The following is an 18,995-nucleotide window of genomic DNA, read 5'->3' as shown; positions in this document are numbered from 1 at the left end:
CGGCAGAACCGGGAAGTGGTGTTTCGTGGATTGGCCGCCCCGGGACCGTCCGCGCCGATGCGTGTCCGGTGCTCCCTGTCGAGCGACTAGAGAACGATAGGCCGACCGGGCGCCTGAGGCAAATCCCGGGCCCGGACCGGGGAGGAGGTGAGGAACGGGGAGCACGGGGAGCAACGGCGCCCGTCCGGACGGGGTCAGTGCCGTTGCTGACGCCTCCTGCCGATCAGGACGGTGGTCACCCCTGCCGCGGTGAGCACGGCAGCGATCCACCCGGTCCGGCCGGCCCCCGTTCCGGTCGCGGGCAGCTCCTGGCCCACGGCGGCCGGGGAGGAGGCGACCGAGTGCCCCGCGCTCGGTGTCGCGGAAGGTCTCGGGGACGGAGAGCAAGTCGGGGAGGGAGAAGGGGACGGGGAAGGGGACGGGGAGGAAGTCGGACTCGAAGACGGGGAGGAAGAGGGAGAAGGAGAGGGAGACGAGCTGGCGGCCGTGACGTTGAGCCGGGCGGTGGCGGGGGCGGAGGTGACGGTGGCTCCCGTGGCGAACGGCCTGGTCTGGTCGAGCCCGGCCGCCGTGGCGGTGTCGGTCACCGATCCGGCGGCCCCGTCTGCCGCGGTGAGGGTGTAGGTGGCCTGGCACGTCTGGCTCTGCCCCGCCGGCAATGGCGTGCCGGGGCAGGTGACCGGGGACAGGCCCGGGTGCGCATCGTTGACCGAGACCGTCCACGGCACCTGGCCGGTGTTGGTGACGGTGTACTGGTAGGTGACGGTCTGGCCGACGTTCGCCGTGGTGATCACGGCCCCGCCGGAGGTGACCGACTTGGTCAGTGAGAGACCGAACGGGTCGGGAACGGCGACCTGCACCGTGTCAGCGGCCACCGTGGCCGACGGGCTCGTGCCGACCGCGCCGACCTGGTTGGTGCATGACGCGCCGCTGTCGCTCGAAACGATGTTCCAGCCGGTGGCGTACTGCGGCACCACTACCCCGGCGACGGTGCGCGTCTGCAGCGCCTTCGAGCACCCGCCGCTGGTCGCCTTGCCCGCCGGAAGCGTCGGCAGGACCGGGCTGCCCGTCACCGTCGGGTTGGAGCCTCCGGCCACCGAGCCCTGCGTGACGTCGGTGACCTGCTCCTGATAGGTACCGGCGGCGTCGAGGTACGCGACCGCCGGAGTGCCGATCGCGGTGACGTCCACCAACGGGACACCGTTCGAATCGGCGATCTGCATCCGGCACGGATCGCCCGACGTGCCGATCGGCTCGACGATGAGGTACGCGAGCCCGGCGGCGTCGGTGTTCTGGAACGACAGGGAGCAGTTGCCGGCGATGTCCAGTTGGGTCACCGTCGATGCCGCGGACGCCGCCGGCGCACCCCCCAACCAGGATCCTCCGCCAAACGCGCCAAGAACCACGATCATGAACCCACGAGGTACCCGAGACATGGGGCTGACGGTAGGTCACATGTCAGGGGCGTCCGGTGCGCCGCGCAAACCGGTTCACCCGTCAAGCCCCAGGGCGAGGTCCTCCGGGGAGCCGTCCTCGGGCAGGAACCCGACCGGGTCACGACGTACCGGGGCCCGGACCGGAGTGCCTCAGGGGTGCATGAGCCCGCCTTCCTGTCACCGCAGTTGGCGCGGGGAAGCGACGCGCCGGGGCCGGGTACGTCGGGTACTCCACTCCGGAGACGTGCTGGACGACGCGGACGACCTGGCAGGAGTAGCCGAACTCGTTGTCGTACCAGAGGTAGAGGATCGCGTTGTCGCCGTCGACCTTGGTGGCACCGGCATCGACGATCGAGGCGTGGCGCGAGCCGATGAAGTCGCTGGAGACCGCGTCGGGCGCGCTGATGAAGTCGATCTGGCGCTTGAGCGGCGAGGTCAGCGACACGTTGCGGAGGTAGTCGAGGACCTCCGCGCGGGTGGTCTCGCGTGCGAGCTGCAGGTTGAGGATCGCGATCGAGACGTCCGGCACCGGGACGCGGATCGAGCTGCCGGTGATCGTCGCGTCGAGGTCGGGCAGCGCCTTGGCGACCGCGGAGGCCGCGCCGGTCTCGGTGATGACCATGTTGAGCGCCGCCGAGCGGCCACGGCGGTCGGAGCTGTGGTAGTTGTCCAGGAGGTTCTGGTCGTTGGTGTACGAGTGGACGGTCTCCACGTGACCACGCAGGACGCCGTACTCGTCCGCCATCGCCTTCAGCGGGGGCACGATCGCGTTGGTGGTGCAGGACGCGCAGGACAGGATCCGCTCGTCCGGCTTGATCGTGTCGTGGTTGACACCGTGGACGATGTTGGGGACATCGCCCTTGCCCGGCGCGGTCAGGACCACCTTGGCGATACCGGGGCGGAGGTGCTTCGAGAGGCCCTCGCGGTCACGCCACCTGCCGGTGTTGTCGATGAGGATGGCGTCGTTGATGCCGTACGCCGTGTAGTCCACCGTCGTCGGGTCGTCCGAGTAGATCACCCGGATCTCGTGACCGTTGGCGACGATCTTGTTGTTCGCCTCGTCGACGGTGATCGTGCCGTGGAACTGGCCGTGGATGGAGTCACGGCGCAGCAGCGAGGCGCGCTTGACCAGGTCCTCGTCACCGCTGCTGCGGACGACGATGGCGCGCAGCCGCAGGCCGTTCCCCGAGCCGGCCTTCTCGATCAGCAGGCGGGCGAGCAGGCGGCCGATACGGCCGAACCCGTACAGCACGACATCGCGCGCCTGGCGGCGCTCCAGCTTGTTGGCGCCCATGGCCCCGGCGACGGCTTCGGCGGTGAAGTCGTCGACCGAGAGGCCTCGGTCATCGGTCTTGTAGGTCGCGGCGAGCATGCCGATGTCGATCTGGGAAGGGCCGAGATCGAGCGTGGTGAGAGCCTGCAGGAACGGAAGCGTCTCGGTGACCGAGAGCTCCTCGCCGGCTATCTGGCGGGCAAACCGGTGGGTCTTGAGGATGCTGACCACCGACTTGTTCACCAGGGAGCGGCTGTGCAGCAGGACCGTGACGTCCCTCTCCCGGTGCAGTTTCCCGATGATCGGAATCATCGACTCCGCGATCTCCTCGCGGTTCTTCCAGTTAGTGAACACGTCTTCGTTGACAGTCACAGGTCCATCTTTCGAGCTAGGCGATGCGCCCATGCTAGCTTTGGGCCGTTTTGCTCTCTGCGGCGGACCCACCCGAACGCCGCCCCGCCCCCGCGCCGGCACACCGCTTGACCAGTGCGGATGGGAGTCCGGTGCTCCCGGTCCGGCGCTCCCGGCCCGTGCCCCGCCTACCGGACCCGGCCGCCGCCGATCCACGCCACCGCCGCGGCGAGCACCGCGACGGTCCCGCCCAGCACCATGACCACGGAGGTCGAAGCCGCGTCCACGACCGCTCCGCCGGCCAGCGCCCCCAGCGCGATGGTGGCCTGGAACGAGGAGGTGAAGACGACGGACGCCGCCTCGGGCGCGGTCGGCGCCGCCGCGAGGAACCAGGTCTGGGCGCAGACCGGTACCGCGCCGTAGGCCAGGCCCCACAGGACCAGGAGCACGGCCGCGCCGGGGCCGGTCGTCCCGATGACGGGGAGCAGCAGGGTCGCGGTCGCGAGCAGGCCCGCGGCCGTGGTGGCGGCGGGGCGCAGTGCGCGCGCCGCCCAGGCGCCCGCCGCGAAGTTGCCGGCCACGCCCGCGACGCCGTAGGCCAGGAGGAGGGCGGTGACGAGGCGCGGTCCCGCGTGCGAAACGTCTTCCAGGAAGGGCGTGACGTAGGTGTAGGTGCCGAAGTGGGCCGTCACGACGAGGAAGGTCACCGCGAGCCCGGTCCGCACGCCCGGGGTGCGGAGCAGGTCGCGCAGCACGGTCAGGCGGGTGGTGGTCCGTGGGGGCAGTGGGGGCAGGGACACCAGGAGCGCGGCGAGCACGAGCAGCGTCAGCACGGCCATGGCGGTGAAGGCGGCACGCCAGCCCGCGAGGTCGCCGAGGAGGACCCCGGCGGGCACGCCGAGTACGGAGCCGAGCGGGACGGCCGAGAAGATCACCGCGTTCGCCGTGGCCCGCCGGGGGCCGGGCACCAGGCGCGGGGCGAGCCCCGCGCCGATCGACCAGAAGGCTCCGATGACCAGGCCGAGCACGATCCTGGCCGCCAGCACCGTCCAGTAGGCGGGGGCCAGCGCGTTGAGGAGGTCGGCCAGGGCGAGGACCGACATCAGCACGCAGAGCAGGGTGCGCCGGTCGGTCCCCCTGGCCGCGACGGTCACGGCGGGGGCGGCGACGGCGGCCACGATCCCGGGCAGTGTCATCATCAGCCCGGCCGCGCCGTCCGAGATCCGGAAGGAGGCGCCGATCGGCGTCAGCAGACCGATCGGCAGGATCTCGGTCGTGACGATGGAGAAGATTCCCGTCGTCACGGAGATGACGGCGAGCCAACCGCCCATCGGGCCGAGGGCGGGCGGGCCGGTCCGGGTGGACACGTCGGCGTGGGGAGCGGCGGCAGCGGGCACGGGGGCGTTCCTGTCCGGGGATCGGTGATGTTCCGTCAAGTCCAGCAGCCGCCACCGCCGGGGTCCGGCGTGATTGCGACGTCAACGTCGAAGCCCGTCGGAGCGTCAGCTGAATCGTCGCCAGAACGGCGTGACTGCCTGGTCACAGCGCCCGGAGGGTGCGCCTGTGATCACTTCGACCCCGGGAAGCGGTTCAAAAGCGATCAATAACTGATTTATAGTGGCCCCTCGTTGACCGGGTCGGCGTCAGTCTCTGTCGACGGCACCCCCGGGGAATCGGGCTCACGAGCACTCCGAGGATATTGATGACGGCGTCACCCTCCTTCGCTCCGCATCACGAGCGTCCGCCGCTACGCGCCTCCGTCCTGGCCTTGTTGACAACGGCCCTGGCCACCGGAGCGGTCGTGGCGGTCTCCACGGCGGCCGCGCCGGCGTCGGTGCGTAGCGCGCTCGGCTGGGGCGCGGGGGCCGGCGCGCTGCTGCTGTGCGTCGCCGTGACCGCGGCCACCTACGCCGTCCAGACCTCGCGGGTACTCGGGAGGCGGGTCACGGCGGCGCGGCAGGAGGCCGACCAACTGCGCCACGAACGCGACCGACTCGCGGACGAGACCGCCCGGGAACATGCCCGGCTCGCGGACGAGACCGCCCGGCGGAGTGCGGAACTCGCCGACGAGCGGACCCGCCTGATCGGCGAACACGCCCGCGAGACAGCCCGGCTGACGGAGCAGGCCCGGCTCGCCGCCGCCACCCGCGCCGCGGCGATCGCCGCGTGCGCCAACGCGGCCGGCCGGATGCAGGCCATGGCCACGGGCCTGCTCGCCGACCTGCGCGAGATGGAGGAGCGCCACACCGACGAGAACGTCCTGGGAGACCTCCTCCACCTGGACCACCGGACCGCGCAGGCGGGACGGCTCGCCGACTCCGTCGCGGTGCTGACCGGCGCACGCTCGGGCCGCCGCTGGGCCCGGCCGATCGGGATGGAGTCGGTCCTGCGCGGGGCGATGGGCCGGATCAGCGGCTACCAGCGGGTCCGGCTTCACTCCGTCGGCGAGGTGGCCGTCGTCGGACACGCCGCCGAGGGCGTGATGCACGTCCTGGCCGAACTCCTCGACAACGCCGCGAAGTTCTCTCCGCCGACGGCCGAGGTCCACGTGTACGTCGAGCAGGTGCCCGCGGGTGCCCTCGTCTCCGTCGAGGACAGCGGCCTGGTGATGGGCGACGTGCAGCTGCGCCGCGCGGAGCGCGCCGTCCGCGGTGAGGCGACCGAGCTGGGCGGACTCTCCGGTACCCGGCTGGGCCTCTCGGTGGTGGGCCGGCTGGCCCGCAAGCACGGCCTGACCGTCTCCTTCCGGCCGTCCGCACGCGGCGGCACGGGCGTCCTGGTCCTCGTTCCGCAGGAACTGCTGAGCCGCGCCGCCGCACCGCACGGAACCGCTCCCGCGAAGACGCCGGCGGTGGCCGCGGGCGTCGGGCGTCCGGCGCCGCGGGCCGTCACCGCGGGCACGGCGCCCGGCCGGGCCGAGCCCGTCCCCGCCCGCGAGGCTCCGGCGCCCGACGACGGCAACGGCGCTCTGCCGCACCGCCGGCGTGGACAGACCCTGGCCGCCGCCGAGAGCGCCCGCCACCCGGCCGTCGCCCCCACGGAGCGGCCGCAGGGCGGCGTCAAGGCGGGTATGGCCCGTTTCAGTACGTTCCGCCAGGCCGTTCGCACGGCCTCGCCGGACGGCGTCAGGGCTCCGGAGAAACCGGACGACCCGTCCACCACCACCGGCCACATCCCGGCCCCGCACCCGCACCCGGAAGGCGACACCCCTCGATGACCGCCACCGTCCCCAACGCCACGGCCACCGCCGACGAGAAGCTGGACTGGCTGCTGGAGAACCTGCTGAAGATCACCCCCGGCGCCCGGCACGCGCTGCTCCTCTCCCGCGACGGCCTCAAGCTCTGCCGCACCCCCGAACTGTCGGTGGACCAGGCCGACCAGCTCGCCGCGATAGCCGCCGGCATCCAGTCGCTGTCCCACGGCGCGTCCATCGAGTTCGGCGACGGCTCCGGCGGCGTGCGGTCGGCGATGACCGAGTTCTACGGCGGCATCCTGTTCATCGTGGAGGCGGGCGAGGGCGCGCACCTGGCCGTCATCGCCGCCGAGGACGCGGACCCCGGGCTCGTCGGCCACAACGTCAGCGAACTCGTCGAGCAGCTCGGCGAGCACCTGCGCGCCGCGCCCCGCACGGCCGCCCGCTCATGAGCCGGCCCGGCAGGGACGACGCACCCGACCGGCTCTTCACCCTCACCGGGGGCCGCAGCCGCGCCGGGTCCGACGCCTTCGACCTGGTGACCCTGGTGGTCGCCGAGTTCGCCCCGGTCCCGGGCATGCAGTCCGAGCACACCGCGATCCTGCGGATGTGCCAACGGCCCACGGCAGTGGTGGAGATAGCCGCCGAGCTGCGCCTGCCGGTGAGCATCGTCCGCATCCTGCTGTCCGACCTGCTCGACGCGGGCCGGATCAGCGCGCGCCATCCGCGCACCTCCGCCACGGCTCACAGCATTCCCGACCTCGACCTCCTGGAGCAGGTGCTCGTTGGCCTCCGTAGCCTCTGACCGTCCGGCAGCCGCCGGTCTTCCGGGCGCCCGCACGGAATTGCGGGCCACCTCGGAAAACGGCATCAAGATCGTCATCGTCGGCGGCTTCGGCGTCGGCAAGACCACGATGGTGCGCTCCGTCAGCGAGATCCGGCCCCTCAGCACCGAGGAGACGATGACCCGGGCGGGGGAGGCCGTCGACGACACCTCCGGGGTCGGCACCAAGAGCTCCACGACCGTCGCCTTCGACTTCGGCCGTATCTCACTGGACCACCTCAACGTCCTCTACCTGTTCGGGGCGCCCGGCCAGGAGCGGTTCTGGTTCCTGTGGGACCGGCTGTTCTCGGGCGCCCTGGGTGCCGTCGTCCTGGTGGACACCCGCCGGATCTCGGACTCCTGGTACGCCATCGACCGCCTGGAGGCGCTCGGCACCCCCTTCGTCGTGGCCTGCAACGACTTCGCCGGCCCCGAGTTCAGCGCGCGGCAGGTGCGGGAGGCGCTCGACCTCGACCCGGGCGTGCCGCTGCTCGACTGCGACGCCCGCTCGCGCGAGTCCAGCAAGAACGTGCTCATCTCGCTCGTGCAACACGTCCGATCCCGGTACGCCCCCCAGGAGTCCGCCCAGTGACCAGTGCCCACGGCCCCGCCCCCGTCGCGTTGTCGGGCCCCCGGTTCCAGACCGAACCGGCCGAGCTGTACCGGCAGATCCGTCACGAGCACGGCCCGGTGGCGCCCGTGCTGCTCGACGGCGACGTACCGGCCTGGCTGGTTCTGGGCTACCGCGAACTGCACCAGGTCACCGGCGATCCGGTGCTCTTCAGCCGGGACTCGGACCTGTGGAACCAGTGGGACCGGATTCCGGCCGACTGGCCGCTGCGGCCGATGATCGGCCAGAAGCAGCCGTCCATCCTCTACACGGTCGGCGAACGCCACCGCCAGCGGGCCGCCATGGTCGGCGACGCGCTGGGTGCCGTCGACCCGACCGAACTGCGCGCGTACACCGAGCAGTTCGCCGACGAGCTGATCGACGCGTTCTGCGCCGGGGGCGCGACGGAGATCATCGCCGAGTACGCGATGCTGCTTCCGCTGCGCGTGCTGGCCCGGCTCTACGGGTTCGCCGACGAGCAGGGGCCCGGCCTGGTCACCGCCATGAACGACATGATCAACGGCCAGGAACGGGCGATGGCCGGGATGCGGCACCTGGCGGAGTCCATGCAGCGCCTGCTGGCGGACAAGCACGCCGAGCCCGGCCGCGACGTGGTCTCCCACATGCTGGCCGACTCCTCCGGGTTCACCGACGAGGAGATCACGCAGGACCTGATGGTGATGATGGCCGCCGGCCACCAGCCGACCGCCGACTGGATCGGCAACTCGCTGCGGCTGATGCTCACCGACACCCGGTTCGCCGCCTCCCTCTTCGGCGGGCGCAACAGCGTGGCCGAGGCCATGAACGAGGTGCTGTGGGAGGACACCCCCACCCAGAACGTGGCCGGTCGCTGGGCGTCCCGCGACACCCGGCTCGGCGACCAGCACATCAGGACCGGCGACCTGCTGCTGCTCGGCCTGGCCGGTGCCAACACCGACCCCCAGGTGCGCACCGACGGCACCTGCCTCACCGGCGGCAACAACGCGTTCTTCTCCTTCGGCCACGGCGAGCACCGCTGCCCCTTCCCCGCCCAGGAGATCGCGGAGGTCATCGCGCGCACGGGCATCGAGGTGGTGCTCGACCGGCTCCCCGACATCGACCTGGCCGTCCCCGCGGAGTCCCTCACCCGGCGTCCGTCCCCGTGGCTGCGCGGACTGACCGGGCTGCCCGTGCGATTCACCCCGACCCCTGCCCTTGGAGACGCGAGGATATGACCATCCCGAGCACCGGGCGCATCGCGCTCGACCCGTTCGTCACCGACCTCGACGCCGAGAGCGCCCTGCTGCGGGCCGCCGGCCCGCTCGCCGAGGTGGAGCTGCCGGGAGGCGTCCCGGTCTGGGCCGTCACCCACCACGCGGAGGCCCGGCAACTGCTCACCGACCGGCGCCTGGTGAAGGACATCGGCGTCTGGGGCGCCTGGCAGCGCGGTGAGATCCCCCAGGACTGGCCCCTGATCGGCCTGGCGAACCCCGGCCGTTCCATGCTGACCGTGGACGGCGAGGACCACCGCAGACTGCGCGCCCTGGTCGCCCAGGCCCTCACCCCGCGCCGGGTGGAGCTGCTGCGGGAGCGCGTCACCGAGCTGACGGACGAACTGCTCGACGGGCTCGCGTCCCACGCGCCGGACGCCGTCGTCGACCTGAAGGCCGGGTTCGCCTATCCGCTGCCGATGTACGTCGTCAGTGAGCTGATGGGCATCGCCCCCGCCGACCACCCCCGGCTCAAGGTCCTCTTCGAGAGGTTCTTCTCCACCCAGACCCCGCCCGAGGAGGTCGTCGCCACCCTGGCCGAACTGGGCGCCATGATGCGCCGGGTGGTCGAGGCCCGCCGCGCCGCGCCCGGCGACGACCTCACCAGCGCGCTGATCCTCGCCTCGCAGGACGGTGACCGGCTGACCGACGAGGAGATCGTCAACACGCTCCAGCTGATGATCGCCGCCGGCCACGAGACGACGATCTCGCTGATCGTCAACGCGGTGGTCAACCTCTCCACCCACCCCGACCAGCTGGCCCTCGTCCGCTCCGGGCAGGTCGGCTGGGACGCGGTGATCGAGGAGACGCTGCGCTGGTCCACGCCCACCTCGCACGTCCTGATCCGGTTCGCCACCGAGGACGTCCCGGTCGGTGACAAGGTCATCCCCCGGGGCGACGCCCTGATCGTCTCCTACGCGGCGCTCGGGCGCGACGAGCAGGCCCACGGCCCCTCCGCCGGCGACTTCGACATCACCCGCTCCCCCAACCGCCACATCTCCTTCGGCCACGGCCCGCACGTCTGCCCCGGCTCGGCGCTCTCCCGGCTGGAGGCCGGGGTGGCACTGCCCGCGCTCTACGCGCGGTTCCCCGGACTCGCCCTGGCGGTCGAGCGGTCCGCCCTGCGCAACAAGCCGGTCGTCACCCAGAACGACCTGTACGAACTCCCCGTACGACTGGGCTGACGGGCATCCCCCCCCGGCTGGCGGCCCGCCCCCGGCGGTCCGCCGTCAGCAGGGCCAGCCCGGCTGACCGTCCGGTCCGGTGGGAGGGGGCGGGCCGCACCGGCGGGCGCCGCGGGCGGGTTCCGGGTTCGACAGCGGTTTGAACAGCCGGGCCACCTCGCCCCCCAGATTGACGCCGATGGCCAGGGCCATCGCCGTCGCGGACGCGCGGCCGACGGAGGCCAGCCCGGCGTCGAGCCGGCCCTGGGTGAACGACAGCAGGCCGAAGTACAGGACGGAACCGGGCATCAGCGGACCGATCGCGGCGGTCACGTACGGCAGCGCGGACACACCCCGGTACCGGGCCATGAGCTGGCCGAAGAGCCCGACCAGCCCGGCGGCGGACCCGGCGGCCACGATCGGCTCGGTCAGGGCGTTGACCAGCACACCGTAGGTCGCCCATCCGACGGCGCTGTTGAGGACGACCAGCGGCACGGTGCTCCGGTCGGTCTGCAACAGCACCGCGAAGGCCAGGGCCACCAGCATCGCGGCCACGAGCTGGAGCGGGGGGTTGGCCACCCCGTCGGGGCTCTCGCAGTTCCTCAGGTCGGCGTTGCTGCTGACGCCGACGTAGAGCACCAGCATGACGCCGATCACCATCCCGGCCACCAGGTACAGCACCTCGAGCAGCCGCGCGGCGGCCGTGAGGTAGAAACCCGTCAGCCCGTCCTGCGCCGCCGCGACCATGAAGCGGCCCGGCAGAAAGGCGAACAGCCCGCCGGTGATCACGACCGAACCCCGCAGGTGCAGGTCGTTGAACGACAGCAGGATGCCGATCAGCGCGGCGGGCATCGCGGCGACCACGAACTGGTAGAACTCCGGCAGGTCGTGGTGGGCGACCAGCGCCGCCAGCCGATCCCCCGCGACGGCGGCGACGAAGGCGCTCGCGAAGACCAGCCAGGCCCGGCCGTCCGCCTTCCCGCCGACCAGCACCGTGGCGGCCCCCGCCAGCAGACCGGAGGCGAGGACGAGGAGCCAGACCGGGTAGGGCCGGCCCTGACGGACCCAGGCCAGCCGCCGGCCGGCGTCGTCGACGTCGACTCCGCCCGCCGTGATGTCGGACACGAGCCGGAACACGGCCGCGAGCCGCGCGTAGTCACTGACGCGACGGCGCACCGTCCGCTCCACCATCAGCGGGGACTCCGCGGACGTCGGCTGGTAGGAGATCGACACCAGGGTGAAGGTGACCTGCGGCTCACAGGGGTACACCCGGTAGGCGCGGGCGATCCCGAGCATCGCCGCCTCGACGTCCTCGGCCGCCTCGCCACTGGCGAGCAGGAGCTCCCCGACCCGCAGCGCGAGGTCCAGGACACACGCCGCGCTCTCCGGTCCGGGCTTCCCCCTGTCGAGCGGACCGTCGTCAGGGGCCGGCCGCTCGGCCATCGGCGTGCGCAGCAGCGGAAGCATCCGGTCCAGCCACGGGGCGTCGCCGGGAAGGACCGGGCCGGAATCCGGGACGGCCTCCGCCCCGACCGGCGGCCGCGGCGGCCCCAGCCCGCCCCCGCCGCCGTCCCGCACGGGCGCCTCCACCTCCGCCGCGGAGCGCCCGGCCGGGCCGGCGGCCCGCTTCGGCTCACCCTGTCCGGCACCGGCTTGTCCGCCCGGCCGATCCTGCTCCGGCACCACCGCCACTCCCTACTGCCACGCCTACGCCGTGACGGCGGGTCAAGCTGCTCCAACACGGCCGGGTGCCCGACGCCGCACCCCGCCACCATCAGCCATGACCCTTGGTAGCCACTCCACTACCCATGGCTACAGCCGACTGAACGCTCCCCCGGCGCGCACCACCACCGAACCGGAGCCCGCCGCACCAAACGCGCTCACCCCGGCGGGCAGCCCCCGAAGACCCGGAGGGGGAAGGACCCCTGCTCCCGCCCCGTCGAGCCGTCGCAGCCTCGCAACCGACACCACCCGGCCAGGCCCGCACCGGACCGCTCAACAAGCCCCCGGGCGACAGGACAGTGAACGAGACGGCGCTCCGGGCGGTGCCGTTCGGCCTCATCGACGGCCTCATCGACGGCCGCAGCTACGGCCGCCAGCGATGATCAGGCGACCAGCTGACGGCCCTGTTCGAGGAAGGCCAGCACGCCGTCCACGCCGCCGAGCTCGCGGACCGTGGCCACCGCGCCGAACGGCGCGTTCCAGTACGTCCCCTGCTGCCGGGTGCGCGGGCCGACGTAGGCGTACGGCTCCGCCTGGAAGTCGTCGCCCGGGGAGACTCCGTAGTCGACCGCGGCCACGGTCACGCCGATGTCGAAGTGCTCGGGCCAGATCACCGGATCCGCCCCGGGAAACATCCGGCGCAGTGCGGCGTCGCCGACCGCGAAACCGTGCGCGATCCGGTGCGCCGGCTGCGGATCGGCTTCGATCACGTCCTCGGGGCCGACCCCGGATCCGCCCTGGTAGAGCCCGGCGGGCGCACCGGCCGTGACCCCGATCGCGGCCGCCAGCGCCGCGCAGGTGGTCCGCTCCAGGAAGAGGCGCTGTCCGGACGCCACCAGATCCGCACCGACGACCTGCACGTTCGGCTCGGCCCGGGTGGCGAAGCCTCCGAGGGAGGCGCGCAGCCTGATCGTGCCACTGGTCCGGAACTGCGGGCCGGCCAGGACCAGCTCCGCGACCGCGTGCAAGGCGCGGCGGGTACGTACAAGCGATTCGATGTCCATGACGGCATTGCCTCTCCCACGGTGGCGTCCGGCTCCCGCACCCGGCGCGTTCCCCACCGCTCACACGCTGAATCACCCGCCGGCCCACCCGCCGAACGCCTCCGGTGCGGCTTGCGCGCTCGCCGGGTTGTCCGGGCCGTTGCCGCGTGCGTCACTGAAATCACGAAGGGGGAGAGCCGTCCACTGGGTCGACACCCGAGGAGCCGGTCCATGCGAGCCGTCAGCACTGTCGGGCTTGTCCTGCATCCGCAACGTGACTGCGAGTGTGCGATCAAGGCGATCGCCACCTGGGCGCACGCCCGTGGCGCCATCGTCCTCGGTTGCGCGCAGGACATGGGGCGCACGACCGATCAGGCGGTCGCGGTCACTCCCGAGGATCTGTCGCGCCGGGCGGACCTCATCGTCGGCCTGGGCGGGGACGGCACGATGCTGCGGGCGATGCGGCTGGCGGCAGCCGGGCACGCCCCGGTTCTGGGCGTCAATCTCGGGCGTCTGGGGTTCCTGGCCGAGATCGACGTCCCCGGGCTTCCGTCGGCTCTGTCGGCCATCGACGAGCACCGCTTCACCACCGAGCCCCGCTCCGCGGTGAGCGCCGTCGTCGCCGGGCGGGAGGCCGTGGCCTTCAACGACATCGTGCTGGTCCGCAGGCCGGGACACCCCTCGGCCGCCGTCTCGCTGCGCGTGGACGGGCACTCCTTCGTCCGCTACCTCGCGGACGCGGTGATCGCGGCGACACCGACCGGCTCGACGGCCTACAGCTTCTCCGCCGGAGGTCCGCTCGTCTCCCCGAGCGCGGAGGGCATGCTCGTGATCCCGGTCGCCCCGCACTCCGCCTTCAACCGGGCGCTGTTCCTCTCCGCCGGGGAGAAGCTCGCCCTCGAAGTCCTGCCCACCAGCGGAGAGCTCGGCATCGAGGCGGACGGCCTGCTCGTGGGAGCCGCCCGGCCCGGCGACGTCATCGACGTCGTCATGCGGCCCGCCGCCGCACGGGTGATCCGTCTCGGCGGGACCACCTTCTACCAGCGCGCCCAGCGCAAACTGCGTCTCACCGGCTCGGCGGAGGCCGAGTAGCGGTCCGCGGTGGCGGTCCCGGGGTGGTCCCTCCCCGTCGCCGGCCCGGCCCGCTACCGCGGCGCCCGCAGCGGCGCACCGACCTCGTGCATGTGGCGCAGCGCCTGGCGGTAGGAGTCGAGCAGCGACGTCTCGGTGTACGGGATCCCGACCGCCGCGCAGTGGGCGCGGACCAGCGGCTGGGCGAGCCGCAGGTGAGGCCGCGGCATGCTGGGGAACAGGTGGTGCTCGATCTGGTAGTTGAGGCCGCCGAGCGCCCAGTCGGTGACGAACCCGCCGCGCACATTGCGTGAGGTGAGCACCTGGCGGCGCAGGTGGCCCCAGCCTTCGCCGTCCGGGTCGGGCATCTCCATGCCCTTGTGGTTCGGGGCGAAGGTGAGGCCGAGGTGGAGCCCGAACAGGGCATGGTGCAGCAGGGCGAAGACCAGGGCCCGGCCCGGGGAGAACACGGTCAGCAGCACGGTCGCGTAGCCCACGAGGTGGGCCACCAGGAGCAGCGCCTCGACGGTGCGTTCGCGCGGCGGCTGGCGCTTGAGGTCCTGGAATCCGGACACCTTCAGCGCGATGCCTTCCAGCAGCAGCATCGGGAGGAACAGCCAGGCCTGGTTGCGGGTGAGCCAGCGGGCCAGGCCCGCGCGCTGCTCGGCCTGCCGCTGGGTCCAGACGAGGGCGCCGACGCCGACGTCCGGGTCCTTGTCGACATGGTTGGGGTTCGCGTGGTGGCGGTTGTGCTTGTCGTTCCACCAGGCGTAGCTCATCCCGAGGAGGAGGTTGCTGTGCAGGAGCCCGACGACTCGCCCGGCCCGCCTGCCGCGGGTGATCTGGGCGTGGCCCGCGTCGTGCCCGAAGAAGGCGGTGCGGGCCCAGAGGACGGCCAGCGGCAGCGCGAACAGCACGGTCCACCAGGTGTCCCCGGCGAGCACCATGGCCGCGACCGTGCCGGACAGGGCCACGAGGTTCAGGGTGGCTCCGGCCGCGTACCAGCCGATGCGGCGGTCGAGCAGCCCCTGGTCCCTGACCGCCCTCAGGAGGGGCGCGAAGTCGCTGGCCGCACGGGGTTCGGCGCTGGCGTCAAGGGTCGTGCTGGCGTGTGGCATCGCGTCTCCGGCCGGTCGTCGTCCCCCGCAGTGACCTGCGCTGACCCCATGAAACGTACGGACCGGCAGGCCGCGGCGGCCATGACGCCACCACCCCGAAGCGGCAGGGGGCTATCCCCCGGCCCGACCGGGTGGTGCCGGCCCCACCACCCGGTCGGGCCCGGAAGGTCGTCGCTGCGGCCGGCGGGGCGGGACGATCCCGGCCGGGACCGGGTCCGCGTGACCGGCGGACCCGGGAGCTACCGTACGGCGGGCACCGCGTGATGGATCCCGGTGATGGCCGCGGCGGCGTCGAAGCCGAGCACCGGGTCGGGCCGGCCGGAGAGCAGGCTCGCGTAGAGGGGGCGGTAGTGGGCGACCTTCCGCGGGGTCCGGCCGTCGTTGCCGAAGGCGGCGAGCAACTCACCGTCCCGGGCGGCGAATCCGGTCATGGCGGTGTGGTCGATCCAGACCTCCACGCCCGACCGGCCGAGGACGAGGCTGCTCTCCTTGCTGCTGGAGCCGGTCAGCCAGCTGCTGCGCAGCCGGGCCGTACCCGGCTCGCCCTGGGAGCGGAACCCGATGGTGCACCATGCGCTCGCGCCACCGTCCGTCTGCCGGACGGCGGTGAGCTCGGTGAGGTCGACGAAACGGGTGAGCATGCTGAGCTGGTTCACCCCGGAGTCCGTCCAGCTGGAGACGTACGAGGCGAAGGCCTCGGGCCCCCGGAGCACATAGGGGTCGTAGAACGCCGAGGTGATGGCCGTGACCGGCCCCCAGCCGGGGTGCGCGGCGATCAGTTCCGCCGCCCACTCCACCTCGGGAGAGAAGGCGAAGTGGTGGGCGGTGAAGAGCCGGCCCCGCACGTCGGCCTTCCCGTCCAGCGCCCGCAGCCGGGTGAGTGAGCCGAGATCGTGGACGAGGGGCTTCTCCACCAGCACCCTGGCCGTGGAGCGGACCAGGGCCAGCGCCGCCAGCTCCGTGTGCGTCTGCGTAGGGGTGGCGAGGACCACCAGATCCGGCCGGTGCGCGTCGAGCGCCTCGGCGAGGCTGCTGTGGTGGGGCGGCGCGGCGCCGCGGAACGCGACCGGCCCCACCGGCCGGGGGTCGACCGTGAACTCCAGTACCACGTCGTCCCGTTCGGCCAGGACGGCGAGATGGGTCGCCGCGATGATGCCGACCCCGACCAGGCCGACGCGTACCGGGCCGACGCGTGCCGGGCCACGTACCTGGCCGGCGCCTACCGGGTCGGTCATGAAATCTGCTCCCCTCGTCCGGCCCGGCCCCGTGTTCCGAGGCCCTGACGCCTCATCGTCGCGTGACCACCTCGGCCCAGCGGCCCAACGACACGGCCGGACCGTCGACCCACTCGACACCGGGACCGTGCTCGACGGCTTTCGGCACGCCGTCGATCCAACTGGTCACGATCGGCACCCAGTAGGTGTTGCCCCCCGACCTGCGGGTGCGCGCGTCGAGCTCGGCCCGCGTGCGGCGGGCCCCGTCGTGGTCGCCGCCGAGCACACCGAGCAGGATCTCGGCCACGTCCGCCAGGTTGTGGCCGCCCCGGTAGCCGATGCCGTCCGCCAGCCGCCGGGTGCCCCCGACCGCGTCCATGGCGGCCCCGGCATCACCGGCCACCGCGTACGCGACCGCTTCCGCGGAGCGGATCTTGACCAGCTCGACGGGATTGGGCACGAGGTCGAGCAGGTCCCGCGCCCGGAGCGCCGCGTCCGACACGGTGGCCGTGTCGCCGGACCAGCAGACCGTCTGCGCCAGGTTGGCCAGCGCCTTCGCCTCCGCGGCGGCCAGGCCCTCGCGCCGGGCCAGGCCGATCGCCTCGGTGTAGGCGGCGGTCGCCTCGTCGAAGCGGGCGTTCACCCGCCAGATGTGCCCGACCAGCCGGAGCCGTTCGCCCTCGTCCTCCGGCCCCCGGCTGCGCTGCTCCCGCAGGGACCCGAGGGCGGCGGCGAAGCGCCCGTTGAGGTAGTCGAAGTCGCAGAGCCAGTACCGGGCCGCGGTGTCGAACTCGCCGCCCACCAGCGCGCGGTAGATCTCCGCCGCTTCCGTGTAGTCGCCGTGGTTGCGCAGGGCATGGGCGAGGTGGATGCGTACCAGCTGCGCCGTCGGGCTGCCGGGCGGCACGCCCTCCCCCGCGCCGCCGAGCAGTTCGACCGCCTCCGCGGCGCGGCCCGTACGGCGCAGCTGGACTCCCCGTATCGCGGCGAGGACGGCGCGGTACTCCGGCGCCCCGGAGACACCGGGGGTGAGCCCGGCACCCAGCTCCGACCACTGCCCGGCCTCGACGAGGCGTTGCGTGGCCCGCGCCATCCAGTCCTCGAAGACCCCGTGCGCCGCCGAGAGCTTGAGCCCGGATTCGAGGGCCTGGGCGACGGCGACCCGGCCGCCGGACGGCCCGAGGCGCTCGCCCAGCCAGGTCAGCAACCGGGCGGCGACCTCCCTGCGGTCGCGGTCGGACCAGCCGTCCCGGAGCGTCCGGTCGGCTTCGCCGATGGCACGGCGCAGCGCCGCGTGCAGGGCGTACGGCAGGGCGTAGGCGTCGTCGTGCGTCAGGAACGGCCGGCGCAGGAACCGGGCCACGCTCCCGTCGGAGACACCGCGCTGTCCGGCCCGCAGCAGTTCGGCGCCGACCCGGTCGGTGAGCGCCGCGGTACGGACCAGGTCGCGTTCGTCCCGGGGCAGATCCCGGATCGACCGGGTGGCCACGGCGGTGAACGAGCCGCCGAAGTCCGCGACCGACGGCTGCCCGCCGCGGGCGAGCAGCGCGGCGAAGTGGGACACCGACAGGTCCAGGTACAGCGGCAGGCCCTGGCCGCCGGCGATGATGCGCTCACGGACGGCCGCCGGCATCACGGGCTCGCCGTCCTGGGTGAGCGCCTCGCTGAGGTAACTGTCGGCGTCGGAGTCCGAGAGGTAGCCGACGAGGTGCTGCCGGGGCTCGGCCGTGTTGTTGCTGAAGTGAAGGTGCGGCCAGCACTGCGGCCCCGTGAAGTCCAGTTCCCCGCCCACCCCCTCATCGGCCCAGTCGACGCGGTTGCGGCCGGTGATCACGAAGAGCACGTTGGGCATCAGGTAGACGCACCGCTGGATCAGGCGCTCCACCGTGCGGTCGGCCCGGCCGTTGACCACCTCGAACGTGTCGAGGAACACGCACACCGTGGGCCGCCGGGCGGGCCGGCCCCGGCGGGTCTGGTGTTCCAGGTCCCAGGCCAGGAGGTAGGGGAAGTACGAGAGCGTCTCGTAGTCGGCGTCGGCCTCGACCAGTTCGGCGAACAGCTCGCAGTCGGAGAGCAGGCGTCCTTCGCGCACGCGGTCCCGGACGGCGCGGTAGGTGGCCAGGGCCGCCCGGTGCGCCAGCCCTGTGAGGCCGCCGAGCCCGGCGGGGTCGACCTGTCGCACGGCCTCCGCGATCTGGTCACCCAGGCCGATGCTCCGGGAGGCGCGCCGCAGCACCGGGGAGGAGTCCAGGAAGTCCTGGAGCGTCTCCCCCGGATGGGCGCGGGCCCAGTAGGAGGCCAGTGCCAGGTCGAAGGCCGGCCACCGGCTGCCCAGTTGCCCCAGCCCGGCCCGCAGGCGCAGCAGCAGGCTCTCGATGTCGCAGGCGCCGTCCTCGGAGACGTCGACGCGCACGGCCACGACATCGTCGCGCTCCTCGGCCGCCGCGTCGGCGAGCAGCCGGCGCTCAAGCTCGTGGGAGAGCGTCGTCTTGCCTATGCCGCCCACCCCGTAGAGCGTCAGGACGTTGCGGCGCCCCTGCGCCCGGTCCACGACCGGCGAGACCTCGGCCTCGTCCAGGATCCGGCGGAGCCCCTCCAGCGACCTGGTGAAGGCGGCCACCTCGTCGACCCGGTTGGTGAAGACCTGTTGTGCCGTGACGGTGGACGAGAGGCCGCTCATGAACGCGGCCCGCAGGTTCACCCGTGCCATTCCGCCTCCTCCGCATGCCGCCCTGAGGCCGCTTCGTCAACATACCCTGGTGCGGCAGGTCGAATTGAGATCCTGTCA

The 18,995-nt window shown here is 72.8% G+C and carries 14 protein-coding genes and 1 pseudogene; 7 read left to right on the top strand and 8 right to left on the bottom strand.

What is annotated here, in order from left to right; genetic code table 11:
- Window positions 1-194: 194 nt before the first annotated feature.
- From ACIP82_RS29250 to ACIP82_RS29240, 3 genes and pseudogenes are all read right to left on the bottom strand, one after another.
- A complete protein-coding gene (locus ACIP82_RS29250) occupies window positions 195-1,337 on the bottom strand; it encodes a hypothetical protein (protein WP_400657628.1) in 1,143 nt (380 codons plus the stop codon).
- A gap of 304 nt (window positions 1,338-1,641) precedes the next feature.
- Window positions 1,642-3,081, bottom strand: a pseudogene (locus ACIP82_RS29245) (glyceraldehyde-3-phosphate dehydrogenase); the annotation flags it as partial.
- Window positions 3,082-3,248: 167 nt separating this feature from the next.
- Entirely contained in the window at window positions 3,249-4,391 is a 1,143-nt protein-coding gene (locus tag ACIP82_RS29240) for an MFS transporter (protein WP_400657637.1), read from the bottom strand.
- Between the two features lie 371 nt (window positions 4,392-4,762).
- On the opposite strand from ACIP82_RS29240, the gene ACIP82_RS29235 reads away from it, so the two are divergent.
- Genes ACIP82_RS29235 through ACIP82_RS29210 form a run of 6 tightly spaced genes read left to right on the top strand, consistent with a single transcriptional unit; the run spans window position 4,763 to window position 10,120 of the window.
- Window positions 4,763-6,277, top strand: a complete 1,515-nt coding sequence (locus tag ACIP82_RS29235) for an ATP-binding protein (protein ID WP_400657625.1) — start codon at window positions 4,763-4,765, stop codon at window positions 6,275-6,277.
- Complete coding sequence (locus tag ACIP82_RS29230; protein ID WP_363607791.1) at window positions 6,274-6,705, top strand: roadblock/LC7 domain-containing protein; 432 nt, start codon at window positions 6,274-6,276, stop codon at window positions 6,703-6,705. Before ACIP82_RS29235 ends, ACIP82_RS29230 begins: the two co-directional genes overlap by 4 nt.
- On the top strand, window positions 6,702-7,058 hold the full coding sequence (locus ACIP82_RS29225) for a DUF742 domain-containing protein (RefSeq protein WP_363607790.1): 357 nt from the start codon (window positions 6,702-6,704) through the stop codon (window positions 7,056-7,058). Before ACIP82_RS29230 ends, ACIP82_RS29225 begins: the two co-directional genes overlap by 4 nt.
- Window positions 7,039-7,668 (top strand): GTP-binding protein, encoded by a 630-nt coding sequence (locus tag ACIP82_RS29220; protein ID WP_400657621.1) that lies wholly within the window; start codon window positions 7,039-7,041, stop codon window positions 7,666-7,668. The genes ACIP82_RS29225 and ACIP82_RS29220 overlap by 20 nt, the downstream gene beginning before the upstream one ends.
- Window positions 7,665-8,900, top strand: a complete 1,236-nt coding sequence (locus tag ACIP82_RS29215; protein ID WP_363607788.1) for a cytochrome P450 — start codon at window positions 7,665-7,667, stop codon at window positions 8,898-8,900. Before ACIP82_RS29220 ends, ACIP82_RS29215 begins: the two co-directional genes overlap by 4 nt.
- Window positions 8,897-10,120, top strand: a complete 1,224-nt coding sequence (locus ACIP82_RS29210; protein WP_363607787.1) for a cytochrome P450 — start codon at window positions 8,897-8,899, stop codon at window positions 10,118-10,120. Before ACIP82_RS29215 ends, ACIP82_RS29210 begins: the two co-directional genes overlap by 4 nt.
- Window positions 10,121-10,165: 45 nt before the next feature.
- Here ACIP82_RS29210 and ACIP82_RS29205 read toward each other — a convergent pair whose 3' ends face one another.
- Both ACIP82_RS29205 and ACIP82_RS29200 read right to left on the bottom strand, forming a co-directional pair.
- Window positions 10,166-11,782 (bottom strand): threonine/serine exporter family protein, encoded by a 1,617-nt coding sequence (locus tag ACIP82_RS29205; protein ID WP_363607786.1) that lies wholly within the window; start codon window positions 11,780-11,782, stop codon window positions 10,166-10,168.
- A gap of 422 nt (window positions 11,783-12,204) precedes the next feature.
- Window positions 12,205-12,825: a hypothetical protein gene (locus ACIP82_RS29200; protein WP_363607785.1), complete on the bottom strand. Its 621-nt coding sequence runs from the start codon at window positions 12,823-12,825 to the stop codon at window positions 12,205-12,207.
- 210 nt (window positions 12,826-13,035) lie between these two features.
- Here ACIP82_RS29200 and ACIP82_RS29195 point away from each other — a divergent pair, with 210 nt between their 5' ends.
- On the top strand, window positions 13,036-13,896 hold the full coding sequence (locus ACIP82_RS29195) for an NAD(+)/NADH kinase (protein WP_363607784.1): 861 nt from the start codon (window positions 13,036-13,038) through the stop codon (window positions 13,894-13,896).
- Between the two features lie 53 nt (window positions 13,897-13,949).
- Here ACIP82_RS29195 and ACIP82_RS29190 read toward each other — a convergent pair whose 3' ends face one another.
- From ACIP82_RS29190 to ACIP82_RS29180, 3 genes are all read right to left on the bottom strand, one after another.
- Window positions 13,950-14,993 (bottom strand): acyl-CoA desaturase, encoded by a 1,044-nt coding sequence (locus ACIP82_RS29190; protein WP_363607783.1) that lies wholly within the window; start codon window positions 14,991-14,993, stop codon window positions 13,950-13,952.
- A 239-nt stretch (window positions 14,994-15,232) separates the two neighbouring features.
- Window positions 15,233-16,228, bottom strand: a complete 996-nt coding sequence (locus ACIP82_RS29185; RefSeq protein WP_363607782.1) for a Gfo/Idh/MocA family oxidoreductase — start codon at window positions 16,226-16,228, stop codon at window positions 15,233-15,235.
- Between the two features lie 52 nt (window positions 16,229-16,280).
- Complete coding sequence (locus tag ACIP82_RS29180) at window positions 16,281-18,917, bottom strand: tetratricopeptide repeat protein (protein WP_400657615.1); 2,637 nt, start codon at window positions 18,915-18,917, stop codon at window positions 16,281-16,283.
- Window positions 18,918-18,995: the final 78 nt, after the last annotated feature.

The organism is Kitasatospora sp. NPDC088548, from assembly GCF_044753005.1.
Lineage (GTDB): Bacteria > Actinomycetota > Actinomycetes > Streptomycetales > Streptomycetaceae > Kitasatospora.
The sequence above is the reverse complement of the archived record's forward strand: the minus strand, read 5'-3'. Positions and strand labels throughout refer to the sequence as shown.